General features: G+C 57.1%; 29 protein-coding genes and 1 tRNA gene. 21 read left to right on the top strand and 9 right to left on the bottom strand.

All coding sequences use genetic code 11. The annotated features are described in order from the left end of the window. Positions 1 to 154: 154 nt before the first annotated feature. Genes Q669_RS03250 through Q669_RS03225 form a run of 6 tightly spaced genes read right to left on the bottom strand, consistent with a single transcriptional unit; the run spans position 155 to position 4,982 of the window. The gene (locus Q669_RS03250) at positions 155 to 721 is read right to left on the bottom strand and encodes a DUF1285 domain-containing protein (protein WP_022991231.1); all 567 of its coding nucleotides are present in this window, start codon (positions 719 to 721) and stop codon (positions 155 to 157) included. Between the two features lie 14 nt (positions 722 to 735). Continuing rightward, positions 736 to 1,632 carry a radical SAM protein gene (locus tag Q669_RS03245; protein ID WP_022991230.1) on the bottom strand — a complete coding sequence of 299 codons (897 nt, stop codon included), beginning with the start codon at positions 1,630 to 1,632 and terminating at the stop codon, positions 736 to 738. Between the two features lie 41 nt (positions 1,633 to 1,673). Further along, on the bottom strand, positions 1,674 to 2,123 hold the full coding sequence (locus tag Q669_RS03240; protein ID WP_022991229.1) for a SixA phosphatase family protein: 450 nt from the start codon (positions 2,121 to 2,123) through the stop codon (positions 1,674 to 1,676). A gap of 30 nt (positions 2,124 to 2,153) precedes the next feature. Continuing rightward, positions 2,154 to 3,215, bottom strand: a complete 1,062-nt coding sequence (locus Q669_RS03235) for an NAD(P)H-dependent glycerol-3-phosphate dehydrogenase (RefSeq protein ID WP_022991228.1) — start codon at positions 3,213 to 3,215, stop codon at positions 2,154 to 2,156. A gap of 52 nt (positions 3,216 to 3,267) precedes the next feature. After that, on the bottom strand, positions 3,268 to 3,759 hold the full coding sequence (locus Q669_RS03230; RefSeq protein WP_011784965.1) for an STAS domain-containing protein: 492 nt from the start codon (positions 3,757 to 3,759) through the stop codon (positions 3,268 to 3,270). A gap of 14 nt (positions 3,760 to 3,773) precedes the next feature. Next, positions 3,774 to 4,982, bottom strand: coding sequence for a PP2C family protein-serine/threonine phosphatase (locus Q669_RS03225; protein ID WP_022991227.1), 1,209 nt, complete (start codon positions 4,980 to 4,982; stop codon positions 3,774 to 3,776). A gap of 112 nt (positions 4,983 to 5,094) precedes the next feature. Here Q669_RS03225 and Q669_RS03220 point away from each other — a divergent pair, with 112 nt between their 5' ends. Then, positions 5,095 to 6,579, top strand: a complete 1,485-nt coding sequence (locus Q669_RS03220) for an HD domain-containing protein (protein ID WP_022991226.1) — start codon at positions 5,095 to 5,097, stop codon at positions 6,577 to 6,579. A gap of 6 nt (positions 6,580 to 6,585) precedes the next feature. Here the strand turns inward: Q669_RS03220 and Q669_RS03215 are convergent, their stop codons facing one another. Then, positions 6,586 to 7,614 carry an NAD(P)/FAD-dependent oxidoreductase gene (locus Q669_RS03215; protein ID WP_022991225.1) on the bottom strand — a complete coding sequence of 343 codons (1,029 nt, stop codon included), beginning with the start codon at positions 7,612 to 7,614 and terminating at the stop codon, positions 6,586 to 6,588. A gap of 8 nt (positions 7,615 to 7,622) precedes the next feature. Between Q669_RS03215 and Q669_RS03210 the strand changes: the two genes are divergently transcribed. The 10 genes from Q669_RS03210 to Q669_RS03165 all read left to right on the top strand — a co-directional run bounded on the left by Q669_RS03210 (position 7,623) and on the right by Q669_RS03165 (position 16,077). Further along, positions 7,623 to 8,579 carry an acyl-CoA desaturase gene (locus Q669_RS03210; RefSeq protein ID WP_022991224.1) on the top strand — a complete coding sequence of 319 codons (957 nt, stop codon included), beginning with the start codon at positions 7,623 to 7,625 and terminating at the stop codon, positions 8,577 to 8,579. After that, positions 8,576 to 9,046: a nuclear transport factor 2 family protein gene (locus tag Q669_RS03205; protein WP_022991223.1), complete on the top strand. Its 471-nt coding sequence runs from the start codon at positions 8,576 to 8,578 to the stop codon at positions 9,044 to 9,046. The genes Q669_RS03210 and Q669_RS03205 overlap by 4 nt, the downstream gene beginning before the upstream one ends. Continuing rightward, positions 9,043 to 9,825: an SDR family NAD(P)-dependent oxidoreductase gene (locus Q669_RS03200; protein WP_022991222.1), complete on the top strand. Its 783-nt coding sequence runs from the start codon at positions 9,043 to 9,045 to the stop codon at positions 9,823 to 9,825. The genes Q669_RS03205 and Q669_RS03200 overlap by 4 nt, the downstream gene beginning before the upstream one ends. Positions 9,826 to 9,850: 25 nt before the next feature. Further along, on the top strand, positions 9,851 to 11,116 hold the full coding sequence (locus Q669_RS03195) for an NAD(P)/FAD-dependent oxidoreductase (protein WP_022991221.1): 1,266 nt from the start codon (positions 9,851 to 9,853) through the stop codon (positions 11,114 to 11,116). A gap of 2 nt (positions 11,117 to 11,118) precedes the next feature. Then, positions 11,119 to 12,021, top strand: a complete 903-nt coding sequence (locus Q669_RS03190; RefSeq protein ID WP_011784973.1) for a DUF1365 domain-containing protein — start codon at positions 11,119 to 11,121, stop codon at positions 12,019 to 12,021. Then, the gene (locus tag Q669_RS03185) at positions 12,009 to 13,283 is read left to right on the top strand and encodes an SAM-dependent methyltransferase (protein WP_022991220.1); all 1,275 of its coding nucleotides are present in this window, start codon (positions 12,009 to 12,011) and stop codon (positions 13,281 to 13,283) included. The genes Q669_RS03190 and Q669_RS03185 overlap by 13 nt, the downstream gene beginning before the upstream one ends. Then, positions 13,280 to 13,804 (top strand): DUF2878 domain-containing protein, encoded by a 525-nt coding sequence (locus tag Q669_RS03180; protein WP_022991219.1) that lies wholly within the window; start codon positions 13,280 to 13,282, stop codon positions 13,802 to 13,804. The genes Q669_RS03185 and Q669_RS03180 overlap by 4 nt, the downstream gene beginning before the upstream one ends. Beyond that, positions 13,801 to 14,538 (top strand): hypothetical protein, encoded by a 738-nt coding sequence (locus Q669_RS03175; RefSeq protein WP_022991218.1) that lies wholly within the window; start codon positions 13,801 to 13,803, stop codon positions 14,536 to 14,538. Before Q669_RS03180 ends, Q669_RS03175 begins: the two co-directional genes overlap by 4 nt. A 78-nt stretch (positions 14,539 to 14,616) precedes the next feature. Next, positions 14,617 to 15,429 (top strand): exodeoxyribonuclease III, encoded by an 813-nt coding sequence (gene xthA / locus Q669_RS03170; protein ID WP_014421425.1) that lies wholly within the window; start codon positions 14,617 to 14,619, stop codon positions 15,427 to 15,429. Positions 15,430 to 15,447: 18 nt separating this feature from the next. Further along, on the top strand, positions 15,448 to 16,077 hold the full coding sequence (locus tag Q669_RS03165; protein WP_022991217.1) for a TetR/AcrR family transcriptional regulator: 630 nt from the start codon (positions 15,448 to 15,450) through the stop codon (positions 16,075 to 16,077). Between the two features lie 3 nt (positions 16,078 to 16,080). On the opposite strand, the gene Q669_RS03160 is transcribed toward Q669_RS03165, so the two are convergent. Next, positions 16,081 to 16,500, bottom strand: coding sequence for a phasin family protein (locus tag Q669_RS03160; protein WP_011784979.1), 420 nt, complete (start codon positions 16,498 to 16,500; stop codon positions 16,081 to 16,083). Between the two features lie 343 nt (positions 16,501 to 16,843). Between Q669_RS03160 and Q669_RS03155 the strand changes: the two genes are divergently transcribed. The 7 genes from Q669_RS03155 to Q669_RS03125 are packed head-to-tail and all read left to right on the top strand — an operon-like array spanning position 16,844 to position 21,675. Continuing rightward, positions 16,844 to 17,281, top strand: coding sequence for a YeeE/YedE family protein (locus Q669_RS03155; RefSeq protein WP_022991216.1), 438 nt, complete (start codon positions 16,844 to 16,846; stop codon positions 17,279 to 17,281). 3 nt (positions 17,282 to 17,284) lie between these two features. Next, on the top strand, positions 17,285 to 17,740 hold the full coding sequence (locus Q669_RS03150; RefSeq protein WP_031210549.1) for a YeeE/YedE family protein: 456 nt from the start codon (positions 17,285 to 17,287) through the stop codon (positions 17,738 to 17,740). Then, positions 17,721 to 18,149 carry a TIGR01244 family sulfur transferase gene (locus tag Q669_RS03145; protein WP_022991214.1) on the top strand — a complete coding sequence of 143 codons (429 nt, stop codon included), beginning with the start codon at positions 17,721 to 17,723 and terminating at the stop codon, positions 18,147 to 18,149. The genes Q669_RS03150 and Q669_RS03145 overlap by 20 nt, the downstream gene beginning before the upstream one ends. A gap of 23 nt (positions 18,150 to 18,172) precedes the next feature. Next, entirely contained in the window at positions 18,173 to 19,285 is a 1,113-nt protein-coding gene (hemH, locus tag Q669_RS03140) for a ferrochelatase (RefSeq protein ID WP_022991213.1), read from the top strand. Positions 19,286 to 19,304: 19 nt separating this feature from the next. Next, on the top strand, positions 19,305 to 20,045 hold the full coding sequence (locus tag Q669_RS03135; protein ID WP_022991212.1) for a 5-oxoprolinase subunit PxpA: 741 nt from the start codon (positions 19,305 to 19,307) through the stop codon (positions 20,043 to 20,045). Then, positions 20,042 to 20,725 (top strand): 5-oxoprolinase subunit PxpB, encoded by a 684-nt coding sequence (gene pxpB / locus Q669_RS03130; RefSeq protein ID WP_022991211.1) that lies wholly within the window; start codon positions 20,042 to 20,044, stop codon positions 20,723 to 20,725. The genes Q669_RS03135 and pxpB overlap by 4 nt, the downstream gene beginning before the upstream one ends. Then, positions 20,722 to 21,675 (top strand): biotin-dependent carboxyltransferase family protein, encoded by a 954-nt coding sequence (locus tag Q669_RS03125; RefSeq protein ID WP_022991210.1) that lies wholly within the window; start codon positions 20,722 to 20,724, stop codon positions 21,673 to 21,675. The genes pxpB and Q669_RS03125 overlap by 4 nt, the downstream gene beginning before the upstream one ends. A gap of 281 nt (positions 21,676 to 21,956) precedes the next feature. Here Q669_RS03125 and Q669_RS03120 read toward each other — a convergent pair. Then, positions 21,957 to 22,047: transfer RNA gene (locus Q669_RS03120), tRNA-Ser, on the bottom strand. Between the two features lie 263 nt (positions 22,048 to 22,310). On the opposite strand from Q669_RS03120, the gene Q669_RS03115 reads away from it, so the two are divergent. From Q669_RS03115 to Q669_RS03105, 3 genes are all read left to right on the top strand, one after another. After that, complete coding sequence (locus tag Q669_RS03115; RefSeq protein ID WP_022991209.1) at positions 22,311 to 23,012, top strand: Bax inhibitor-1/YccA family protein; 702 nt, start codon at positions 22,311 to 22,313, stop codon at positions 23,010 to 23,012. A gap of 100 nt (positions 23,013 to 23,112) precedes the next feature. Then, positions 23,113 to 23,523, top strand: a complete 411-nt coding sequence (gene tusD / locus Q669_RS03110) for a sulfurtransferase complex subunit TusD (RefSeq protein WP_014421414.1) — start codon at positions 23,113 to 23,115, stop codon at positions 23,521 to 23,523. A gap of 2 nt (positions 23,524 to 23,525) precedes the next feature. Next, positions 23,526 to 23,876 (top strand): DsrE family protein, encoded by a 351-nt coding sequence (locus tag Q669_RS03105; protein ID WP_022991208.1) that lies wholly within the window; start codon positions 23,526 to 23,528, stop codon positions 23,874 to 23,876. The last annotated feature ends 7 nt before the right edge of the window (positions 23,877 to 23,883 follow it).

Below are 23,883 nucleotides of genomic sequence, written 5' to 3'. Positions count from 1 at the left end.
ATCGAAAGTGATCGTGAACAGCCAGACTGCACAGAGGGACTAACGACCACCGGGCCTCGTTAGAGAGCCAGGCTCGATAACAAGTAAGAAACCACAGTTTAACAAGTGACAGACTGCGTTTTCTACCTTATTCATTGGGGTGGTCAGGCGCTTTTCAACCGCCCTGCCCGATTTCCCAGAATTTTCCGTGACTAAGCACCCCGTACACGGTTTTTCCCGCCGCTTCGGTTTCCTCGGCCAGTTCGGCGAGGTCATAGAACGCCGAGGTAACCAGCCGGGCTTCAACGCCGTGGCGCACATGAATAACTGGTCGAGGTTCGCCCGTCTCGGGGTAGGAACCCACATGTAACGGGTGCTGCTCGCCAATCTCCAGGGTTTCGCCCATGTTGGTGGCCAGGCTAATAACCTGCTCCGCGCCCTCGCCTTTCACTTCCAGGCCATGGGCCAGCAGTGGTGCGTCGTCAACCCGGATACGCCATTTCTCGACCGGCGTAACGAGGTAGTACTCTCCATCGCTTTCCCGCCTGAGAATGGTAGAGAACAGCTTTACCGTGGCCTCCCGGGCGATGGGCTCACCTTTGAAGATCCACTGGCCATCCCGGGTGATCACCAGATCCATGTCGCCGGAAAGTTCGGGGTGCCATTTATCCAGCGGTGGCAGATCCCTGCTCTTGCCGGCGTCTTCGAGGGATTTGGCAATGTCATCGGGTGTCCGGTTCATCGTTTTCTCCCTGATCAGAGCCCACGCATCCATTCTGCCCGCAGAGGCACAGCGCCAGGCTGGGTAATGGCCATGTTTACCTGCTGCAGCAGGCGGTCTTTATCGCGGCCCAACGTTCCTTTGACCACGAGGTAATTGGAGGCGTGATCGCTTCGGAAAATGGTGTTGTCCAGTTCCAGGTGCTCCAGAAACACACGAATTTCCTCGAACAGGGCCTGCTGGCCCAGGGGCACGAAATCCGCCCCGAAACCCTCGCGGAATCGCTCTTCACCCTGTGGAAAGCTGACCACCAGGGTAGACAGGTAATCGGGCTGGGTTTCATTGCACAGTGTGGCAGTGTTAATGGCATGCTGCCGTGAAAGAGTTTCACCGCCCAGACCATTGAGCACCATCACCGAGCTCACCAGGCCCGCTTCCCGGATCTTCACCAGGGCCGACCGAGTGGATTCCCAGGTTTCACCTTTGTTAACGCGCCGAAGAATCTCGTCGTCGCCGGATTCCATGCCCACATAGAGGATTTTCAGGCCGGCTTCCCGGAGCTGCGCCAACTCTTCAACCGATTTTTTCGCCAGGTTTCGTGGCAGGCAGTAGCTGGAAACGCGTTCCAGGCCGGGAAAAGCTCGCTTCAAGTCAGCGATTATTTCCAGCAAGCGCCGGGTGGGCAGCACCATGGCGTCTCCATCGGCCAGGAAAACCCGGCGCACGTCGCCAAATGCCCCTGCTGCTTTCTCGATGTCTGCCCTGATGTCTTCGGGCTTTCGAGCCCGGAATTTCTTCTGGGGCTGGGTATACATCTCGCAGAAGGTGCACTGGTTCCAGGAACAGCCATTAGTCACCGGCAGAATCAGCGATTTCGCCTCGCTGGGCGGCCGGAAGACTGGCTCAATGTAATCAATGAGAAAACTGTACATAGGTTCGTTCAGTATCAGAAATGAGTGATGTACTGATTAGATCAGGGCAGAAACTGGGCTTTCAAGTCGGCGCAGCCTGGCCCCACTACAGGCATATCCAGCAGTACAGCCTGAGAAGTCATAAAGGGAATGCCCTGCCGATGGCCATCCACCAACAGAGTGGAGAAGCTACCCACAAATGGCATGTGGGAAACCAGCATCAATGGTGAAACCTGGTTGTCCAGAAGCTCATCCAGACAACGGCCAGGGTCGTCATCGGGTGTGATAAAGGCTTTTTCCTGGACCGGGCAATTCAGCACTTCCGCCACAATCGCGGCGGTTTGCCGGGCCCGAACATAGGGGCTGGACCAGATCTGGGCGGGACGCCACGGGGAAGAGGCAATTTGCGCCGCCACGGCTGCCACGCCGCGGCGACCCGCCTCGGTCAGCTCACGCTCCTGATCCAGCGAATGCCAGCCGGCCTCACCATGGCGCATAACAATCAGATGCACGTGCCTCTCCTTCCGGATGACAATCCCGGGTCACTGGGTAATGGTGCGCGGCAGAATGAACTCCACATCAGAGTTCTGCACGGCCATCATCAGGCTGTTGATCACCGCATTGATGGAAGCGCTTTCATAGAGAATCTCGTAAAGCCCCCGTACCAGAGGCATGTAGATGCCAATAGCCTCAGATTTTTCCCGTACCAGTTTCAGGGTATAGATACCTTCGGCCACCTGCCCCAACTCCTGCACGGCTTCTTCCAGCTTCTGGCCCTTGCCAATGGCATAACCAACCCGGAAATTCCGGCTTTTGCTGGAGGTACAGGTGGCAATCAGGTCACCAACACCCGCAAGGCCCATAAAGGTCATCGGGTTGGCGCCAAGGCTAACCGCGAAACGGCTCATTTCGGCCAGGCCACGGGTAATCAGCATGGCCTTCGCGTTCTCGCCCATGTTCAGGGCAGAGGCCAGGCCGGCAACAATGGCGTAGATATTCTTGAGTGCACCGGCCAGCTCAACACCATAGATATCAACATTGGCGTATACCCGGAAGTACTCACAACCCAGCAGCTCCTGCACGGTGCGGCGCACATCCGGGTCTTTCGCGGCGATCACGGTGGCGGTCAGTTCCCGGTTGACGATCTCGCCGGCCAGGTTCGGCCCGCTCAGAACGCCGGAGCGGCATCTGGGGAGTTCCTCCAGCAGAATTTCGCTCATCAACTTGAAACCATGCTCTTCAATGCCTTTGGTCAGGCTGACGACGATCTGGCCATCGCGGAACGCGCTGCTGTGTTCGCGAATGACCGACCGGAACGCTTTTGACGGGATGGCAACCAGCACGATCTCCGCCTTGCGCACGGCTTCGGCCAGGTCTGTTGTCGGCTGAATATCGCCCTCTAGGGTAACGGCAGGCATATACCGGCGGTTAATGCGGGTACTGCGGATTTCCTCTGCCTGGGCTTCATCGCGCATCCAGAAGTGCACAACGTGGCCGTTTTCGCCCAGTACTTTTGCCATGGCAGTGCCGAAGCTGCCGCCGCCAAGTACTGCCACATCGTAGGAATTCGCCCCGTGATTACCGGGCATCGGGTTATCAGGCATAAACGTTCCGTTCTGTTTCTGTCAGGGTCAGGCCCGGCGCAGGACTGGCGTTTCAGCCAGTTTCCTCGCATTCCAGCGCCCGTACCAGATTCTTGAATTCTTCCCTGTTCCGGCTATTCATGCCCATCAGTACTTTATGGGCATCAAGAACTTTATCGCGAACCTGCTGTTCGCTCGCCTTGAGCACGGGGATTTCTTCGAGTTCTTCAATTCGGGAAGCTGGCTCACGGACAATAATGAAAATCTTGTCGAAGCCCATGGACGTAATAATGCGGGTGATATCGGGGTTGGTGGAAATCAGCGTTGGCAGAAAATGACTCTGTTTCTGCGCCGCCAGCGCAATCTTGGCCAGCAGGCCAAGCGTCGTGCTGTCGATGATTTCGGTTTCGGTGAGGTCGATAACCACGGTCTTGAATGCCGGATCACGGGTTATGGACTCAACCAGATTGTCCAGCGTCGAACACAGGTTCAGCCGGATTTCCCCAATAAACTTCAGGACGTATATTCCCTGCTGTTCTGCTTGCAGGATTTTATAACCAGCCATTTTTCACACTGCCACTAAGTCGACGACGTGTTATCTGACCCGTTTATGGTATCAGTTACCGATACTATCGCGATATCGTCAGGCAGCTCCGAGATCTGATCCAGCTCCAGAGCGTCGCTCAGCGATGCGATAGTGTGACTACCTCCTGAAACGAGTTCAAGTAGTCTGTTCTCCTTTTCATCCAGAGATTTGGCCGGGATCACTTCCAGCAGGCCATCGGAGAACAACAAAAGCCTGAATGGTCGGTCCAGCTTCACCTGGTAAAGTTCCCATTCCGGCGTTTCAAACAGCCCTACCGGCAGCCCGCTGCCTTCCAGAAATCGGGTTTCACCGTCTTCAAAAGACAGAATGGGCATCGGGAAATGCGCCCCGACCGCATAACTCAATGTACGTTCAGTCGTTGAAATGATGCCAACAAACACGGTGACATGCTTGCCAAGCCCGGTATCCAGAAGCTCCGAGTTGATCCGTTCAAGGAAGCGTTCCGGGTGCAGGATGTCCTCACTGGACTGGCGCCGAAGATTCCGCTGCAAACGATTGGTGAGATTTCGCAGTAACACCGTAACGAACGCGGAACTGGCTCCATGGCCCGAAACATCGGCAATGTACACGAGCACCTTGTCTTCACTGATGCGAAAATAGTCGAGAAAATCGCCGCTGAGATACAGAGACGGTTTGATGAGGTAGTCAACGCTAAGCCCGGAAAGCGTGAGCTGGTGATCTGGCAGCATTTTAAGCTGCACCTTGCGGCCGGCATTCTGGTCTGCCCTTAACTCGGAAATACCGTTGCGCAAGTCCCGGTTGGCTTCCTCCAGCTCCTGCCGATACAGCTGGTTCAGGCGGTTTACCCTGACCCGGTCAAACAACTTGCCGATAACGTCGTCCAGTGCATTGCGGTCGTCATTGCAGGGTTTGAGCACGACATCGGCGGCTCCGGCCCGCATGGCCTGGACCACATCGGCGCTGGACTGGCTGCTGGTGCAGGCCACTATCGGCGTGAAACTTTCTGTCTCATCAAGGCGCCGGGACAGGTCTCTGATGGCCTCTGGAGGGAGATCTGCGAAGATGACATCCGGGATGTTGTCGTCGAACAATCCTCGGGCAGCGTTTACCCCTGCCGCACCAGTTACGTAAAACCCCCGCGCCTCCAGATAACGTGAAAGATCGGCGCGGGCCTGTTCATCGGCGTCAATTATCAGAATGCGCTCGGTGCGCGAGGTCATGTCGGTTGCCCTAAACTACCAGCGGTAAAGAAAAAAGGCTTTATATGGCCTATTCTGGCATGCCCCTGTGATATAACAAGGCCGCAATCATCATTTTGGGAGAATTGTAACCATGAGACGTGCCGTTAATGACCTGCTCGGAGCCTATGACAAACTGATCATGGACCCGGTGCATGGCGGTATCCCGCTCTACCGGCACGAAATCCAGGTGATTGACCACCCTCTGTTCCAGCGCTTGCGCAACATCTGCCAGAACGACATTCTGAGCCTGGTTTTCCCCGGCGCCACGCATTCCCGTTTCCTGCACAGCATCGGGGTGATGCATGTGGGCACGCGGATGTTCCGGGCCATGATCGATGCTTACCTTCGGGAACGACAGCTGAGTGAGCAGACCGATCTCAGCCTGAGCCAGCTCGATGCCATTGATTACCTCGCCAAAACCATCCGGCTTGGCTGCTTGCTGCACGACAGCGGCCACTCCAGTTTCTCCCATCAGTTCACCCAGGCCCGGAAGATTCGCGACCTGATGTCTCGTCCTGAACGGTTCCGGGATTTGTGGGAAGGCGTCGACTATTCTGCCTACCACGCCAGTGAACCGGAAGAGCTGGAGCATGAACACTACTCTGTTCGAGTCGCCCATGACGTACTCTCGTCTGTGGATCTGGAGAGCGCCGGGCTGGCTGCCATCGATGTCATCGGCATTATGGAAACCACCGATGTTACGCCCAGCGAAACCTTCTGCCGCCACGCCCAGACCTTCTGGGAATTTATCGCTGGTGATGATGCCATTGCCGGCACTATCCCGCCCCGGGATGTACCGCAGCTGGTGATGGGCCTGCTGTCCTCCATTGTTTCGGGGGAAATTGATGCCGACCGGGCCGATTATATGTTGCGGGACGGCTTCCACAGCTCGGTCACCATCGGCGGTTTCAATCTCGATCACCTGCTGAGCAACCTGCGGTTCGGCTGGGACGTTTCTGAACCCTGGATGGGGCTTGCGATTACCCAGAAAGGCCTGGGCGCCCTGGAAGACTTCGTGTACAGCCGCCACCAGATGTACCGCAAGGTATATGCGCACAAGACCGCTCTGGGCTTCGACTGGTTGCTGCGGGAGGCCATTAACGAAGTGCTGGAGGACCCGGAAAGTTTCGACTGGGTAGATACCTGTCTGAGCAATATGAAATGGTTTGCGGAGCTGACCGATAACTTTTTCTGGGAAGCCTTCCGCAAGGTTGCCCGCCGGGAGCCCAGGAGCTACTCGTTCTGCATTGTGAACCGGGTAAAGCTGGACCACGTCGACACCCGGGAGAATCTGGACAAGACCGAAATCCTGAATCACAGCCGCTGGCTGGCATCGGAGCTGGGCATTAACCCCGACAACGTGGTGACCTGCTCCATGAAGGCTCGCTTCTCGAACATTCAGGCCAACTTCAACGGCATCAAGGTGCTGGTGAAGAACCCGATCACCCGGGAGCGCAGCCTGAGGAAAATCACCGAAGTGAGTGCCTTCTTCTCAAAATTCGGCGACGGCACCATCACCCATTTCTACCGGCGGCCGGAGGTCGCAGAAAAAGCTCCCTCGGACCTCATGGAGTAGCCGCACTTACGGCTCAGGGTTTTGGTCCATTGCCTGCACCAGTTCCGAGGCACTTTCCCAGGCGCCTTCAACCCGGCCGCCCGCCAGCCAGTCGCCTGCCAGGCCAATGCCGATATTCTGGTCGAACAGATAGCCGGGGTTATCGCCGGCTTCCGACGAGCGTGCGTACAGCCAGCGATGAGGTACCCAGTCATCCGGAGCCTCCTCATGCCCGGTCAGTGCCTTGAATTCCGCCAGCAGAGCTTCAGCAATGCTTTCCGGAGCGTCATCCACGTGTTCATGTGTCCACCCAGGGTTGGCGTGCAGCACCCACCACTGGCCCTCGTCTTCCCGGCCGGGTTTGGAGGAGTTGTTGGCCACCCAGAACAACACGTCCGAGTTGGGGCGCGCAGCATCGAACGGGAAATCAACGGGACGATTAAAATGGGCAGCTATCGCCCAGCAAGGCAGGATATTATCCACGTGCTCAGCCAGCCCTTCCGCCATCGCTTCAAGCCCGCTGTCCCGCAACAGTTCCCGAGCCTGCGCCGGTGGCGCCGTGATCACGACCTGATCGAAGCCGTCGTAGTGCTGACCCTCGGTATCGGTGAGCTGCCATTTGGAACGGTGTTTTGACAGCCGGGCTATCCGAACCCCAGACTCCAGCGTAATGTGCTCAGACAGAGCCCGGGAGATGGCCGTCATTCGCGGAGTACCGACAAACCGGTGTTCCTCCGGAAACGCCTGCCAGCTGCCCCCTTCCGTCTGATAGCCGAACCGGGCATTCCAGCTCTGGTAGCTCTGGGGCCCGGCCCAGCGATCCAGAAACCGGGTGAAGCCGGGATTGCGGGAAGTGAAGTATTGCGCGCCGATATCGGTGGAGCCGTTCGCTACGCGCTTGGACGCCAGACGACCACCGGGGCCGCGACTTTTCTCGAATACCCGGACATTATGGCCCGAATCGCCAAGAAGAATTGCAGCCGTCAGCCCCGCCAGCCCTGAACCAATAACCGCGATGCTGCGTATTGATGTGGTGTCTGATGTTACTTCACGCATGGTTGTATATGACCCGAGTAAATAGTTGGTTAACAAACATTCTGAGATGGTTCGATTCCGAAGCTGGATCAGATCACCTGGATACGGGCTCCCGCACCTTTAACTGGGTACGAGTCCTGCCCTTCATCGCTCTCCACCTTGCCTGTTTGCTGGCACTTTACACCGGTGTCAGTACCTTCGCAGTGGTTTTTGCCGTTGCATTCTTCCTGGTAAGGATGTTCGCGATCACGGGCTTCTACCATCGCTATTTCTCCCACAAAACCTTCAAAACCAGCCGGCCTGCACAGTTCGCGTTTGCCATTCTGGGGGCCAGCGCGGCCCAGCGGGGTCCTTTGTGGTGGGCCGCGCACCACCGGCATCATCACCAGCACTCGGACAATGAGCAGGATCTGCACTCACCACACCAGGGCGGGTTCTGGTGGTCCCATATGGGATGGTTCACCTGTGATGCGGGCTTTGCGATGGATGAACGCAGGGTGCGCGACTGGCTGAAATTCCCGGAACTCAGGTTCATCAACCGTTTTGACTCTCTAATACCCGCCGCGTTCGCGGTTGCTATTTACCTGTTTGGCGAGGCACTGGCCCTGTGGGCGCCCGAGCTCGGCACCAACGGGCTTCAGCTCCTGGTATGGGGTTTCTTCATATCAACCGTGGTGCTTTTTCACGCAACGGTTTCGATCAACTCCCTGTCACACGTCTGGGGTAAAAGACGGTTTGAGACCGATGACGACAGCCGCAACAATTTCTGGCTGGCTCTGATCACCCTGGGCGAGGGCTGGCACAATAACCACCACCGCTGGCCGCAATCGGTACGCCAGGGTTTCCGCTGGTACGAAATTGATGTCACCTGGTACGGCCTGTGGTTGCTTTCCAAGCTGGGCATCATCTGGGATCTCAATCCGATTCCGGCTCATATTCAGAAAGAGACCCGGGAACTGGACCACAAGAGGAGGAACCGCTCATGACGACGTCTGCCTCTGCCATTGAAGTCGGGGCACCGGATTCAGGATTGCCCGTGGTACTGGACCGTTTCTGTTCGCTGTATAACGCGCTCGACAAAGGCAATCTCAACAAGCTCCAGCAGGTATACGGCGAGGATATCGAGTTTCAGGATCCTTTTGGCCGGGTGCATGGCCTTGATCAACTAACCGAATACATGGCGGGTGCCTACGGCAACGTTATCCGCTGCCAGTTCCGTTTCCACGAGCCGGTCATTCAGGAATGCTGGTGCAGCCTGCCCTGGGTAATGGAGCTTCAACACAAGCGTGTCCGCGGCGGCAAACCGGTGTTTGTGGAGGGTATCAGTCATCTGGAAATCCGGGACGGAAAAGTTCGTTATCACCGGGACTATTTCGATGCCGGCCAGCTATTGTATGAAAACCTGCCCGTATTGGGCCGCATGATTCGTTGGGTAAAGGAGCAGGCGGGATGAGCCAATTGCTGTCATCACCCAGCAACATCTGGTTAACCGGCGCCTCATCCGGTATTGGCGAAGCCCTGGTTCACGAACTCGCCGGTGCCGGTCACAAACTGATTGTGACCGGCCGCCGGCAGGAGCCATTGGATGAGCTGTTGCAAACCTTCCCGAACCAGATAGCCGCCGCCGCTGCGGACACCACCAGCAAGAATGACTTGCAGGGGGTCAAGTCGCAGCTTGACCACTTTGGCGACCTGGACATGGTCATTCTGAACGCCGGTACCTGTGAGTATCTGGAAGTCGCGGACTACAACAGCGATGTCATTGCCAACAACGTGACCACCAACGTGATCGGCACAGCACGCTGCCTGGATGTTGCCCTGCCGGCGCTGCGGGCAACCCGTGCCAAAGGTAAACCGGCGACGCTGGTGATTGTGAGTTCCTCGGCGTGGTGGTTTCCGTTCGGGCGTGCTGAGGGCTATGGCGCCTCCAAGGCGGCACTTACCTACTTTGCCCAGTCACTGAGAGCTGATCTGGCGGCCGAGGGGATTCGGGTGGTGGTGGTATCCCCGGGGTTTGTCAAAACGCCATTGACGGACCGAAACGATTTTCCCATGCCGTTCATCATCTCAGCCGGGGATGCGGCTAGACGAATCCGCACAGGGCTTGAGAAAGGCCGGAACGAAATCGCGTTCCCGAAACGCTTTACCTGGTCCCTGAAGCTGCTAGCCGCCCTGCCCCGGGGAGTCATCGACCGCATGGCCGCCTCCATGGCCCGTAAAACCGATCATTGAAGTTTGACCACAGGAAATACCTTGCATGAATCAGGAACGTCAGCGAATTGCCGTGATTGGCGCTGGAGTATCAGGTTTAACAGCCGCCTGGCTGCTGGCCGACAAGCACGATGTGCATGTGTTTGAAGCCGGCGACTATGCCGGAGGCCACACCAACACGGAACAGGTTGAAGCTGGTGGTCGCACCTGGCCGGTGAATACCGGTTTTATTGTGTTCAACGACTGGACCTATCCCAACTTCATCAAGTTGATGGATCGGCTCGGGGTGGCCTCTGAAGTGAGCAACATGAGTTTCAGCGTGGACTGCCATGCCAGTGGACTGCAGTACAACGGCACCAGTCTGAACACCCTGTTCGCCCAGCGCCGGAATCTGTTTAATCTGAAGTTCCTGAAAATGATCCGGGAGATTCTCCGGTTCAACAAGGAAACCCGTGCCGACCTGGCCGCCGGCACGATTCCGGACGGCGAAACACTCGGGGAATATCTGAACCGCAACGGCTACAGCCGGTACTTCCGAAACTACTACATTGTCCCCATGGGCGCGGCTATCTGGTCTGCGCCGGAGATTGTGCTGGAACAGTTCCCAATCCGGTTTTTTCTACAATTTTTTAACAACCACGGCATGTTATCTGTGGATGACCGGCCCACCTGGCGAGTGATTTCCGGAGGTTCGGCTACCTACGTAAACCGGATGATGGACAAGCTGGGCGAACGCACCCATCTGAACAGCCCGGTAACTTCCGTAAAACGGGATGACGAGGGCGTTACCCTGATGGCCAACGGACAGGAACATCGTTTTGACCAGGTCATTTTCGGCTGCCACAGTGACCAGGCCCTGGCCATGCTGGACGACGCCACCGACGACGAGAGAAGCATTCTCGGAGCCATCGCGTACCAGAAGAACGATGTGGTATTACACACCGACGCCAGCGTGCTGCCATCCAACCGGTTAGCCTGGGCCGCCTGGAATTACATGATCCCGGAACACAGTACCCAACCGGTATCTGTAACCTACAACATGAATGTTCTTCAGAACTTCGACGATGCGCCGGAAACCTTTTGCGTCACCCTGAACCGAAGCAGGGATATTAATCCGGAAAAGGTGATCAAACGGTTTGAATACGATCACCCCGTCTTCACTCTGGACGCCGTTGCCGCACAGGAGCGCTACGATGACATCGGTAACCGGAACCGCACCCACTTTTGCGGTGCCTACTGGTTCAATGGCTTCCACGAAGACGGTGTGCGCAGCGCACTGAGGGTTACCCGGGCATTCGGGGTGGAGCTCTGATTATGGCCAGTGAATGGCTGGAAGGCACCATAAGGCATCGGCGCAAGCTACCGGTCCAGCATGAATTCAGCTACAGCATCGGAATGCTCGCCCTCGACCTTGACGACTGGTCCACGGTAACCAGAACCAGCCCGTTTTTTTCCCTCGAACGTTTTAACTGGCTGGGGCTCTACCGGCGGGATTACCTGGACCCGGAAGTGCCCAGTCTGCGCCAGGCGGTATTCAACCGGGTTAAAAGCGCCACCGGCTGGGCTCCGGATGGGCCAATAGAGCTGGTTACCCACCCGCGCTACCTGGGCTACATTTTCAATCCGGTCAGTTTTTACCTGTGCTATGAAAGGGGCTGCAGGCCAGAAGCCGGCGCCACCCCCCGTGTGATTGTCGCCCAGATTACCAACACCCCCTGGAAACAGCGCCATGTGTACTGCATGGAATGCACCCAGCCGGGGCCAGGCTCCGATAACGCCTGGCACACCGAGCGTTTTGCTTTCAGCAAACGCTTCCACGTTTCACCGTTTAATGGCATGAATCAGCACTACCAGTGGCTGTTCAGTTTTCGCGGCAAGGACATGCGCGTTCACATGAATGTGGAAGAGGAAGGCCGCAAGCATTTTGATGCCACGCTGGTAGTCCAACGCACCCCTCTTGATCGTAAAACCCTGCACAGGAGCCTGAGACGGTTTCCCCTGGAAACCATCAAAGGCATTGCCGGTATTTACTGGAATGCCCTGAAGCTGAAATTCAAAGGGGCCCCCTTTTACACCCACCCAAACAAACTCGATGCAACCGACAGCGCCTACCAGCGCGGTACCGAGGATCTGGGGCTGGATGTAACGGAAAAACCATCGGCACAACAAGACAACGCATTTGATTCGGCAGGAAGGGTAAGCTCATGGAGAACCTGAACACCTCGGTTGAACACCAGCGCACTGGAAAGACGGGGCTTTCGTTGATCAGCCGTGTCGCAAGGCAGCTGGCTTGCCAGCAACTGGCGCAGCTTGGTCATGGCAGGCTGGTGATCAGAGAGGCAGGAGCTGAGGACCTCGTATTCGGTGATGGCGATGACCGCTATCCGCAGGCCGAGTTGGTGATCCACAACCACAGCACCTGGCGGGATCTGGTGACCGGTGGCAGCATCGGTGCTGCCGAATCGTTTGTGGCAGGTGACTGGAGTTCGCCAGATCTGACCGCTCTGCTTCGGTTCTTTACCCGCAATATCGACACCATGAACCGGTTTGAAGACCGGTTTGCCTGGATCAGCAAGCCCGCACTCAAGGCGCTGCACTGGCTGAACCGCAACACCCCGGAAGGCTCCCGCAAGAACATCCGCGCCCACTACGATCTGGGCAATGACCTGTTCCGCCTGTTCCTGGACCCAACCATGATGTATTCCTCCGCTATTTACCCCCGCGAGGATGCAACCCTGGACGAAGCGGCCGTTCACAAGCTGGATACCATCTGCCGCAAGCTGGATTTAAGGCCGGAGGACCGGGTGGTGGAAATCGGTACTGGCTGGGGTGGTTTTGCCATTCACGCCGCCAAACACTATGGCTGCCATGTCACCACCACCACCATTTCCAGGGAGCAGCTGGAGCTGGCCCAGGCGCGAGTGAAAGCGGAAGGTCTGGAAGACAGAATTACGCTGTTGTTCGACGACTACCGCGATCTGCAGGGACAGTTCGACAAACTGGTGTCCATCGAGATGATCGAAGCCGTCGGCCCCCAGTTCCTGGACAGCTACCTGTCCCAGATCAGCCACCTGCTGAAGCCGGATGGCCTGGCGCTGATTCAGGCCATTAACATGCCGGAACAGCGTTACCACCGGGCATTGAAGAATGTGGATTTTATCCAGCGCTACATTTTCCCCGGCAGCTTTATCCCGTCATTCGGCGCTATTCTGGGCTCTATGAACCGGGGCTCGGACCTGGTACTGACCCACGCCGAAGACTTTGGCTTTCACTACGCCCGAACGCTGAGGGACTGGTGTGATCGGTTCATGGCGCGCCGCCAGGAACTGGAACAGCTGGGTTACGACCAGGCCTTCCAGCGCCTGTGGCATTTCTATTTCGCGTACTGCGAAGCTGGTTTCAGCGAGCGGGCGATTGGCGTTGCCCATCTTGTCATGGCCAAGCCGGCCAACAAACGCGCGAATATTCTAAGTGTATGATCACTTCAGAAACCGCCCGTAACCTTCTGAACTTTATATTATTTCAAACAGGTTGGCTGGCCTGCGTGCTGTACCCCGGGCTAGCCACGGTGGGGCTGATCCTGGTGTTCGTGGGCCTGCATCTTGCTCTGGTCAGTCAGCGGCGGTTTGCAGAACTTCAGTTTATTGGCTTTGGCGTGGTGCTCGGCGGCCTGATGGACACACTGTGGTTCCGGACCGGCGTTCTGGCCCTGGATTCAGGAGCCGAGGTGCTGGCGGCCCCGCCCTGGCTCATCGCCATCTGGGCCATCTTCATGACCACCCTGTGCCATTCCCTGGGCTGGATTGGCCAGCGCCAGTGGTTGCCGTGGGTTCTGGCCCCCATTGCCGGGCCCTTTGCCTATTGGTCCGCCAGCCAACTCGGCGTAGTGGCACTACCGAACCTGACAATCTCCCTCGTCGCCATGGCCGTCGGCTGGTTTGTCCTGTTTCCGTTGCTGCTGTTCATTCGCAAGGCGCTGTATACGGAGCTGGAAACATGAAACTCATTGGTTCGGCCCTTACCGTACTCCTGACAGCAGCCGCGTTCCCGGTTGCTGGCGAGGTATTTGAATTTACCGGTACGGCCAAACAGGATGGGAACGTGCTTTACCAGGAGGATCATCGGGTTGAGGGCACCTGCTCCGAGGGGGTCTTTGCCCCGGTTGATCACCAGGTTTCCTACCGGAATCCGGAAAGCGGAGACGAGTTCGCCAGCAAATCGCTGTCTTACAATAACTCTGCGTTCCGGCCCCAGGTTGAGTTCCGCCAGCCAAGATTCGGTGAAGCGTTAACCGTCACCTACCCCCAGGAGCAGGCCCTCAACATTGTCTGGCAGGAGCCAGCGGGAGACACCCGTGAATTCACGGTGCCCTTTGACCAGCGGCTGGTGGTGGATTCAGGGTTTGACTACTTTGTCCGGGCCAACTGGGAACAGGTCCAGCAAGGCGAGTCGGTGGAATTCCGGTTTCTGGCGCCCACCCGGGGGGAACACTACGGTTTTATTCTCGAGCCCGCCACCTCCGTCAAGGTGAACGCAGAGGTGACTGTGCAGATCCGCCCCACCAGCCTGGTATTGCGGGTTCTGGTCGACACCATCGTGCTGGGTTACAGTTCAGACGGCGCACTGACCGACTATCTGGGGTTAACCAACATCCGGCAAGATGCCGAATCCAACCACATTGCCCACATTCGCTACCAGGTTGCCCGCTTGCCGGATTGTGAACTGACACGGTAATCCGGTCGCGCCTGCCAGACGGCACCGGGGCTGGGGTGTGTTAAACTCCGAAAAAATTTTTCCGGAGATTCTGCGCCCATGATGTTTGTGTCGTTCAATGTGAACAGTATCCGCACCCGCCTGCATCAGCTCGAAGCCGTGATTCAGCAGCTTAATCCGGATGTCATCGGTCTTCAGGAAACCAAGGTCACTGATGAGGAATTCCCGGTCGAGGCCATTCGCGAGCTCGGTTATCACGTTCACTTTCATGGCCAGAAAACCCACTACGGTGTTGCCCTGTTATCCCGCGCGGAGCCGGAAGAGGTTCTCAAAGGCTACCCCTCCGATGGTGAAGACTCCCAGCGGCGCCTGATTACCGGCCATTTCACCGTTAACGGCGAGCCCCTGACCGTCATCAACGGTTATTTCCCCCAGGGGGAAAGCCGGGACCACCCTGTAAAGTTTCCTGCCAAGGAAAAGTTCTACGCCGACCTTATGGCCTACCTGGACGAATTGGCCAAGAAACCCGGCCATATTATGGTAATGGGCGACATGAACATATCGCCCACAGACCGCGACATCGGCATTGGCGCCGACAATGCAAAACGCTGGTTGCGTTCGGGAAAATGCAGTTTCCTGCCGGAAGAGCGGGAATGGCTTGGGCAGGTTGAACAACGGGGCTTTACCGATGTATTCCGCCATCTGCACCCGGACGAAGCCAACACCTTCAGCTGGTTTGACTATCGCAGCAAAGGCTTTGAGCGTGACCCGAGGCGAGGCCTGCGCATTGACCTGATCATGGCCAGTGACAGCCTCCTGCCCAAGGCAAAAGCAGCAGGAGTGTCCTACGATATCCGGGCCATGGAGCGACCATCCGATCACTGCCCGGTGTGGGCCTCATTCGACCTCTGATTGACCAGGCCATTACGGATGAAGAAAGTCAAAACCAGGGATCGGATCCTCGACACCAGCCTGCTGCTGTTCAACAGCCTTGGGGAGCCCAACGTCACCACTCTGCTGATCTCTGATGAGCTGGAGATCAGCCCTGGCAACCTGTATTACCACTTCAAAAGCAAAGGCGATATCGTTGAGGAATTGTTCCGGGCCTATGAGGCAGAGATGCTGGATCTTCTGGCGGTGCCCGAGGAAGCAGACGTGTCCATGGACCAGTTCAGCTTCTTCCTGCATCTGCTGTTTGAAGCCGTGGCCCGCTACCGTTTCCTGTACCAGGATCTGGTCAATGTCCTGTCCCGTTACGATCAGCTTCAGGTTCGATTTCGCAGGATTCTCAAAAAGAAGGAATTGGCGTTCAACACGCTGTGTGAGAGTTTTCGCCGGCAAGGCATCATGAACATCGGTTCGGATGAACTGGCTTCGGTGTGTGAGCAGCTTACCCTGACGGTGTGTTACTGGAGTAGCTTCGACACGCTTTCGCATCTGGATGACCGGGAGTCAGTGGACCCGGGCCGCGGTGTCTATCAGATGTTGCACCTGTTGCTTCCCTACCTGAACGAAGAAGAACAGGAACAGGTCCGGCTCACCAGCCGGACCTATCTCTAGAGCTTATTCTTCCTCGTCGCGCGCAGTGTTCTGACCGCGCAGCCTGGACAGCTCACTCTCCAATGCCTCAATACGGCGCTCCATGGCTTCGATTTCTTCCCGGCGATGAATACCCAGTCGACGGAGTGCGCCGGAAACCCGCTGGTCGAACATGTGCTCAAGCTTGTCCCAGGTGCCGGTGGCCCGCTCGCGAACCTCGCCTACCCGATCTTCCACGGTGCGGATCTGTTTCTCGACCACACCCCGGGTTTTGCTCTCCAGCTGTTCGCCTTCCTGAACCAGACGATCAAAGAACTTGCCGGCGTCCTCTTCCGCTTTGGTGTAGGCGCCAAGCCCAGCCAGCCAGATTTGCCGGGCGGAATCCTTGATCTTGCCCGCCAGCTGCGGATCATTTTCAGGATTTTTGTCGTCGTGCTCAGACATGCATACCTCATGGGAGTCGGGCATTAGCGGTAGCTGTCATTGTATTACAGCCGGGGCCGGATTGCAGTGGTGGCCCTGAGAACCGCATAACGAAAGGCCGCAGTATAACCACTGATGCAATATGAAAAAATGTTTTCAAACGAAAGCGCCTCTCACTTGAACTGTTCAAATTATGGTCAATACTTCCCAATACCGGCATCCCTGTTGATGTCGGTTTGTCTGGAAGTCTTTCATGGATACTACTCGCACGCCTCTGCCCGGCATTCCCTGCCGGGCTTTTTTTGTTATTATTTCTCCCCATTATATGGTTATTCCAAAACCGATATCTCGCGGGAGTCTATGAATGATTGATATTGCCTGGAGCCAGTTTACCCCTGGCGCTGCACTGACCGGCGGCCTGCTGATCGGCCTCGCCGCTGCAAGCTTCCTGCTTTTGAACGGCCGCATTGCAGGAATAAGTGGAATACTGGGTGGCCTGTTGGTGCCTGCTCGCCGCGATATACTCTGGCGGGTGGCTTTTCTCGCCGGGCTTGTAGGCACCCCAAGCCTGTGGCTGCTGTTTTCTGAACTTCCACCCATTCAGGTTGACGCAGGTTATCCAGCCCTGATCATTGCCGGATTGCTGGTGGGTATAGGCACTCGCTACGGCTCAGGCTGCACCAGCGGGCATGGTGTCTGTGGATTGTCTCGTCTGTCGCCTCGCTCACTGGTCGCAACCCTGAGTTTCATGGCAACAGGATTTTTAACGGTGTTCGTAATTCGCCACCTGATGGGAGTCTGAATGATGAAGTACTCTGTCACCTCACTTCTGGCAGGACTGATTTTCGGGTTGGGGCTCATGGTATCGGGTATGGCCAATCCGGAAAAAGTACTTGGTTTTCTCGATATCGCCGGGCTTTGGGACCCTTCACTGGCTTTCGTGATGGGAGGCGCAATCATCGTCGGACTGGTCGCTTTCGCCGTGGCGCGCAGGCGTACCCTGTCGTTCCTCGGATTCACCATGAAAATGCCGGCGAACAACCGTATTGAGCCCAGACTTGTTATTGGCAGCATGATGTTCGGTATTGGCTGGGGCATTGCCGGTTTTTGTCCGGGGCCCGCCCTGGTGGCTCTTGGTGCCGGAGAAATCAAGGCCGTGGTCTTTGTTGCGTCCATGGTGGCCGGTATGATGGCATTCGAAGTGATCGAGCGGATTAAACGACCGTCGTTGGGAGACACGCGTGGATATCAGAAAAATTGATGACAGTATTTCCGTAGCGCCACAAATCGCTATTGATGACGTTGCCGAAATTGCGCGGCTGGGGTTTCGGACCCTGGTCGCCAATCGGCCCGACCATGAAGAATACGGCCAACCGGCCATGGCCGACATTGAGGCCGCAGCGAAAGCAGAGGGCCTTGAATGGGTCTACATGCCGGTTGAGTCTGGCAATATTACCGACCAGGACGTAGAACGTTTCGCGCCCATGATCCGTGATGCCGAGAAACCCGTACTAGCCTTCTGTCGTTCCGGCACCCGCTGTACGGTACTATGGGCCCTGAGCAGTGCCCGCGACCACCAGCCTGAGGAAATCCTGTCCCGGGCACGGAATGCAGGTTACGACATTACCGGGCTTATTCCCCGCCTGATGCAGCAGGCCGGCAAGCGTTAATTTTCACCTCACGGAACGTCTCAATGCCTTACAACGGGATCGATAACTACCGCCACAATGAGCCGGACCGGCTCGGTGTGCTGATCACCAACCTTGGAACCCCCGACGCACCTACTACTCCCGCCCTGAGGAAATACCTCGCAGAATTCCTCTGGGATCCGCGGGTTGTCGAGGTACCGCGCCCCCTGTGGTGGCTGATTCTGCACGGCGTCATTCTCCGCATCCGCCCCCGGAAAAGTGCGGAAGCCTATGCCAGTGTGTGGGAAAAGGAGGGTTCTCCCCTGCTGATTCACACGGCGAAACAGGCTGAGGGTATCCGTGAGGCCATGAAACGGCGTTTCGGTACCAATGTGGTGGTTGGGTTCGCTATGCGTTATGGCAACCCTTCCATCCCCCGGGTACTGGAAGAGATGCAACAACAGGGCGTGCGCAAGCTGCTGGTACTTCCGCTGTATCCCCAGTATTCGGCCTCAACCACAGCCTCAACCTTCGATGCCATTGCAAAAGACTTTACCCGGCGGCGTTGGCTGCCCGATTTCCGGTTTGTTTCCCATTACCACGATTTCCCGCCGTACATCGAAGCCATGGCGCGCCATATTGAATCGCACTGGGCTGAACATGGCCGCAAGGAAAAACTGATTCTCTCCTACCACGGCGTGCCGCTGAAATACCTGCTGAAGGGCGACCCCTACCACTGCGAATGCCATAAGACATCGCGGCTGCTGGCGGAGCGCCTTGGCCTCGGTAAAGACCAGTACATGACCACTTTTCAGTCCCGGTTCGGGCGGGAAGAATGGCTGCAACCCTATACCGACGAAACCCTTAAAGCACTGCCCGGAAAAGGGGTAAAATCGATCGATGTGTTCTGTCCTGGTTTCTCCTCCGATTGCCTGGAAACCATTGAGGAGATCAACGAGGAAAACCGGGAATACTTTATGGAATCCGGCGGTGAGGGCTTCAGCTATATTCCCTGCCTGAACGCCACCCCGGGCCACATCGATGCTCTGGTACAGCTGGTTGAGGACAACCTGAAGGGATGGGAGATTCCCGAGAACACGCCGGAATCACTGGAGCAACGGGCCAGACTGGCGGAAGAGCGCAAACAGGCCACCTTCCCTGGCCGCAGCGACATCTAAGGAAAGACAGGACAGTGCCATGAAACTGAATTGCGATCTGGGGGAAAGCTACGGCGCCTGGCAAATGGGCCAGGATGACCTGGTTATGCCCCTGATCGACATGGCCAACGTGGCCTGTGGCTTTCATGCCGCAGACCCTATGGTAATTCGCAAAACACTGGCACTGGCAGCCGTTCACCACGTGGCTATTGGCGCTCACCCGTCCTATCACGACCTGCCCGGCTTCGGCCGGCGCTCGATTCACCACACGCCGGAAGAGATCGAAGCCCTGATGCTGTATCAGCTAGGGGCGCTCGAAGGCATGTGCCGGAGTGAAGGCCTGACGCTAAGCTACGTCAAACCCCATGGCGCCCTGAATAACGACATGATGCGGGACAATAGACTGCTTCGTGCCGTGATGGAGGCCGTACGCACCTTCCGGACCGATCTGCCACTGATGATTCCGGTCACCTGCAATTACCGCAAACATCAGCAGATGGCGGCCGATGTTGGCCTGCCCCTACTGCTGGAAGCCTTTGCAGACCGCGCCTACGATGACGAAGGCCAGCTGGTTTCCCGGCGCCAGGCCGGCGCCGTACACGAGGATCCGGACATCATCGTTCGCCAGGCAAAGTCGTTTGCTGACAAAGGTGGTGTGTTCAGTACCACCGGCCACTGGCTTGAGCTTCCGGCCAACAGCCTGTGCGTGCATGGCGACAATGATGCCGCACTGGAGGCGATCAAAGCCATCCGCAAGGCGCTCGGCAAATCCGGCCAATGATTGAACCGGTTTCCGAAGACACCATCCTGATTACCCTGGCCCCGGCCATTGACGATACCCTGCCCGCTCGCATTGCCAGCCTCGTCGACAGCATCCGTCGTGCCGGTTTTCACTGGCTGGTGGATATGGTGCCCTCATACACCACATTGATGGTGGTGTACGACCCCATGCTCATCGATTTCCGGCAGGTAACCGCCGAACTCAGGCTCATCATTCACAGGCTAAGCACACAGGCGCACACGGCGGAATTGAAAAGCCGCCTGGTGGAACTGCCGGTGTATTACAGTGCCGAGACCGGGCCTGACCTGCAGTGGCTGGCCTCGGAAAGCGGCCTGGATTGCGAGGAAGTGATTCGTCGACACAGCTCGGTTGAATACCGGGTGCATGCGCTTGGATTTGCCCCCGGCTTCGCCTTTATGGGGCAGGTTGACCCCAGCATCGCCGCACCCCGGAAAACCACTCCTCGCAAACAGGTACCCGCCGGAAGCGTTGGCATTGCCAATCGGCAGACAGCAGTTTACCCGCAGGTTTCTCCGGGCGGCTGGCAGCTGATTGGGCGCTGCCCGACACGCCTTTTTGATCCAACGAACCTGTCGCTCCTCAAGGTGGGCGATCGGGTGCGCTTTACCCCCATCAGCCGGGAGGCGTTTCTGGCCGCCGGTGGGGAGCTCATTTCATGAGCTGGCTGGAGGTCATTCATCCCGGCGTGCAAAGTTCTGTGCAGGACAGTGGTCGCCGAGGTTATCGCCACCACGGGCTGGCCGCAGGCGGCGCCCTTGATCTGATCAGCTTTACCTGGGCCAACAAACTGCTGGACAACCCTCGCCATGCTGCCTGCCTGGAAATCATGCTAGGGGGATTCCGCGCCATTGCCCACGGCTCGCGTCAGATTGCCATCACCGGCGCCAGAACCAGGGTGGCCGTGAACGGTGAACCGGTTGAGCTGTGGCGAACCTTGAACCTGAATGACGGTGACGAGCTGACCATCAGCCACTCGGTTCATAACCGGCTTATCTACCTGGCCGTGGCGGGGGGATTGGATTCACCGGAGCAGTTCGGCAGTCGTACGGTGGTTGTTCGGGAAAAGCTCGAGGGCCGGGGCCCGTTAAAGCGCGGAGATAAACTGGTACCACGGGAACCGCAACGAAAAGTGCCGAGCCGGGAAGTGCCCGCACACCAGCGCCCTGATTTCAGTTCAGAGGTGGTTATCGGCCTGATACCGGGCTATCAGTACGCTCAGTTTCAGCGTTCAGATATCCTGCGACTGACAACCAGCAGCTACACCGTTAGTGATCAATCCGACCGTATGGGTTTCAGGCTTCAGGGCGCGGCCATGGACTCCCCTCCTCCCGGCATCATCTCCGAAGGTATTACACACGGATCCGTTCAGATTCCCGGCGACGGTCAGCCTATCGTACTGCTGAGCGATGGCCAGACGATTGGAGGGTACCCCAAGCCCGGTGTCGTACCAACGCTGGATTGCAGCCGCCTGGCTCAGCAACTACCCGGTGACCGTATCTGGTTTGAATTATGCGATCTGGCTACGGCGCAGAATCAGCGTCGGCTTTTTGAGCTTCACTACCAGAACACTCGCTGGTGTCAGAATGGCCAGGCACTTGAGTGGCTTTAATTCCCCCGGCATGTGCAAGGTCGGGAACGGTCTGACAAAAGGTGCACTCTTCCGTATCCACGGCCGCGCCACCCGTCTCGACATAACGCACGCGATGGCTCGCCCTGCCTCGATTGGCTGACACGGCGAAGCGGCGGTTTTTGCGATCTGACTGTTCCTGACTTTCGGGTTCTTCAGCCATGGATGAAATCTCCCGGATATGAAGCGTGGCGTTTGGAATCCAACGGGGGATTGGTGTAACCAGGATATTGGGGTATCGAGAGGAAAAACAAGAAGAAAAATGGCGGTGGGCCAGGGATTCGAACCCCGGGACGGCTATTAACCGTCGGCGGTTTTCAAGACCGCTGCATTCAGCCACTCTGCCAGCCCACCGTCTTGTCGAAGCATCAGGAAACGCTTCGGCTTGCTGCCTTGTCGACAGCGGGAGGAATGATACCGGATTTGCCCCCTCTGTCAACGCCCTGCAAGAAAAACAAAGCAAATTCCGTGGCTTCTGGTCAGAGCTTAGACAAGATTACCGCGTTTTAATGGAATCCATTTGGTGTTTCTCTGTCGTAAATGATTGAAAGTTGCGGTTTCGACATTATGATGGTCTACAGTATCCAGTTGCACTAAAGCACTAAACGGAGATGACAATGGAAGACAGACGTTTCGGCGTTCAGAACAACCAGGCGGCCTACTCGCCGGCCAGCGAGACCAGTCGCGCTACGGCAGGTATCAGCGACGACGCCATGAAGGTGTTGCGTAACACCTACATGCTGCTCGGTATGACCCTGGCGTTTTCAGCCGTGACTGCGTTCCTGAACATGAATGGCACGCACCCGGGCTTCCTGATTACCATCGTGGGCTACATCGGCCTGCTGTTCGCCACCTATAAACTGAAGAACAGCCCCTGGGGCATCGTCACCACCTTTGCACTGACCGGCTTTATGGGTTACACCCTTGGCCCGATCATCGGTGCGTTTGTTGCTGCCGGCGCCTCGCAGATTGTTGCTCAGGCACTGACGCTGACGGCCGTCGCGTTCGTGGGCCTGTCCGCAACCGCTATCATCACCAAGAAGGACTTCAGCTTCCTGTCCAGCTTCCTGACCGCTGGCGCATTCGTGCTGATTGGCGCCATGCTGCTGGCGTTCTTCATGGAGAGTTCTGCTCTGCACCTGGCCGTTTCCGCAGGCTTCACGATCTTCGCTTCGATCATGATCCTTTTCGAAACCAGCCAGATCATCAAGGGTGGCGAGCGTAACTACATCATCGCTACTGTGGGCCTGTATGTGTCCATCTACAACCTGTTCGTCAGCCTGCTGCACCTGCTGTCTGCGTTCAGCGGCGAAGACTGATCAGTACACTCAGTCCAATGCCTTGAGAAAACCCCGGCCTATGCCGGGGTTTTTGCTTTAGGTACACTTGCAGGGTTTCCATCAGTCAGCATCCAGTTCCATGCCTCAGCCACTCAGTTACACACTCGTGATTACCGGTGCCCCCTGGGCAACACAGGCGCCCCAGACTGCCCTGTCATTCGCTCAGGCCCTGCTGAAAGCGGGCCACCGTATCGACCGGGTGTTCCTGTATGGTGATGGCGTACACCTGGCGTCGGCCCTGAGCGCTCCTCCCTCCGATGAGCAACACTGGCCGCGACTGTGGTCTGAATTTCTTTCCGGGAACAACATCGCAGCGGTCGCCTGCATTGCTTCAGCCCTGCGCCGTGGCATTGTCGATAAGACCGAACAGGCCCGTTACGAACTGACCGCCAGCAATCTCAGGGCACCCTTCGAGATTGCCGGTCTTGGCGAATGGGTAGAGGGTAACCTGAAGTCCAACCGGGTTCTTTATTTTCACGGGGCACACTGACCATGACCACCCTGATTGTGATCGATCAGCCACCCTATGGCTCGTGGACTGGACGAGAAGCGCTGGACATGACCTTCTCCCTGGCAGCCTTCGACCAGCCCGCCGCCATGCTGTTTCTGGGGGCTGGCGTCAACTGGCTGTGCAAAGGCCAGGCCGCCGACGCCGTCGGCCAGAAATCTGTGGAGAAGAATCTCGCTGCGGCCGCCCTGTTCGGCGTTGAACAGATACTGGTGGATTCCCGGGCTTGCGCGAAGTACGGGCTGGAGACCAGCGATTTACTGCCAGGGACTACGGCAGCGGAGTCAATTTCCGAAACCCTGGGCCAGTATAGCCGCGTCGTTTTTGCCGGATAGGACCCTG

The organism is Marinobacter sp. C1S70, from assembly GCF_000475355.1.
Taxonomy (GTDB): domain Bacteria; phylum Pseudomonadota; class Gammaproteobacteria; order Pseudomonadales; family Oleiphilaceae; genus Marinobacter; species Marinobacter nauticus.
This window is presented reverse-complemented; position numbering and strand designations above follow the sequence as displayed.

What these genes read in the sequence shown, in the direction of transcription:
- Q669_RS03135 (WP_022991212.1), top strand. Translation starts at nt 19,305, where the DNA reads ATGAAACTGAATTGCGATCTGGGGGAAAGCTACGGCGCCTGGCAAATG.
- Q669_RS03210 (WP_022991224.1), top strand. Translation starts at nt 7,623, where the DNA reads ATGACCCGAGTAAATAGTTGGTTAACAAACATTCTGAGATGGTTCGAT.
- Q669_RS03230 (WP_011784965.1), bottom strand. Translation starts at nt 3,759, where the DNA reads ATGGCTGGTTATAAAATCCTGCAAGCAGAACAGCAGGGAATATACGTC.
- xthA (WP_014421425.1), top strand. Translation starts at nt 14,617, where the DNA reads ATGATGTTTGTGTCGTTCAATGTGAACAGTATCCGCACCCGCCTGCAT.
- Q669_RS03190 (WP_011784973.1), top strand. Translation starts at nt 11,119, where the DNA reads ATGGCCAGTGAATGGCTGGAAGGCACCATAAGGCATCGGCGCAAGCTA.
- Q669_RS03250 (WP_022991231.1), bottom strand. Translation starts at nt 721, where the DNA reads ATGAACCGGACACCCGATGACATTGCCAAATCCCTCGAAGACGCCGGC.
- Q669_RS03180 (WP_022991219.1), top strand. Translation starts at nt 13,280, where the DNA reads ATGATCACTTCAGAAACCGCCCGTAACCTTCTGAACTTTATATTATTT.
- Q669_RS03105 (WP_022991208.1), top strand. Translation starts at nt 23,526, where the DNA reads ATGACCACCCTGATTGTGATCGATCAGCCACCCTATGGCTCGTGGACT.
- Q669_RS03200 (WP_022991222.1), top strand. Translation starts at nt 9,043, where the DNA reads ATGAGCCAATTGCTGTCATCACCCAGCAACATCTGGTTAACCGGCGCC.
- Q669_RS03115 (WP_022991209.1), top strand. Translation starts at nt 22,311, where the DNA reads ATGGAAGACAGACGTTTCGGCGTTCAGAACAACCAGGCGGCCTACTCG.
- Q669_RS03245 (WP_022991230.1), bottom strand. Translation starts at nt 1,632, where the DNA reads ATGTACAGTTTTCTCATTGATTACATTGAGCCAGTCTTCCGGCCGCCC.
- Q669_RS03185 (WP_022991220.1), top strand. Translation starts at nt 12,009, where the DNA reads ATGGAGAACCTGAACACCTCGGTTGAACACCAGCGCACTGGAAAGACG.
- Q669_RS03165 (WP_022991217.1), top strand. Translation starts at nt 15,448, where the DNA reads ATGAAGAAAGTCAAAACCAGGGATCGGATCCTCGACACCAGCCTGCTG.
- pxpB (WP_022991211.1), top strand. Translation starts at nt 20,042, where the DNA reads ATGATTGAACCGGTTTCCGAAGACACCATCCTGATTACCCTGGCCCCG.
- Q669_RS03155 (WP_022991216.1), top strand. Translation starts at nt 16,844, where the DNA reads ATGATTGATATTGCCTGGAGCCAGTTTACCCCTGGCGCTGCACTGACC.
- Q669_RS03215 (WP_022991225.1), bottom strand. Translation starts at nt 7,614, where the DNA reads ATGCGTGAAGTAACATCAGACACCACATCAATACGCAGCATCGCGGTT.
- hemH (WP_022991213.1), top strand. Translation starts at nt 18,173, where the DNA reads ATGCCTTACAACGGGATCGATAACTACCGCCACAATGAGCCGGACCGG.
- Q669_RS03125 (WP_022991210.1), top strand. Translation starts at nt 20,722, where the DNA reads ATGAGCTGGCTGGAGGTCATTCATCCCGGCGTGCAAAGTTCTGTGCAG.
- Q669_RS03150 (WP_031210549.1), top strand. Translation starts at nt 17,285, where the DNA reads ATGAAGTACTCTGTCACCTCACTTCTGGCAGGACTGATTTTCGGGTTG.
- Q669_RS03225 (WP_022991227.1), bottom strand. Translation starts at nt 4,982, where the DNA reads ATGACCTCGCGCACCGAGCGCATTCTGATAATTGACGCCGATGAACAG.
- Q669_RS03195 (WP_022991221.1), top strand. Translation starts at nt 9,851, where the DNA reads ATGAATCAGGAACGTCAGCGAATTGCCGTGATTGGCGCTGGAGTATCA.
- Q669_RS03175 (WP_022991218.1), top strand. Translation starts at nt 13,801, where the DNA reads ATGAAACTCATTGGTTCGGCCCTTACCGTACTCCTGACAGCAGCCGCG.
- Q669_RS03205 (WP_022991223.1), top strand. Translation starts at nt 8,576, where the DNA reads ATGACGACGTCTGCCTCTGCCATTGAAGTCGGGGCACCGGATTCAGGA.
- Q669_RS03235 (WP_022991228.1), bottom strand. Translation starts at nt 3,215, where the DNA reads ATGCCTGATAACCCGATGCCCGGTAATCACGGGGCGAATTCCTACGAT.
- Q669_RS03220 (WP_022991226.1), top strand. Translation starts at nt 5,095, where the DNA reads ATGAGACGTGCCGTTAATGACCTGCTCGGAGCCTATGACAAACTGATC.
- Q669_RS03160 (WP_011784979.1), bottom strand. Translation starts at nt 16,500, where the DNA reads ATGTCTGAGCACGACGACAAAAATCCTGAAAATGATCCGCAGCTGGCG.
- tusD (WP_014421414.1), top strand. Translation starts at nt 23,113, where the DNA reads ATGCCTCAGCCACTCAGTTACACACTCGTGATTACCGGTGCCCCCTGG.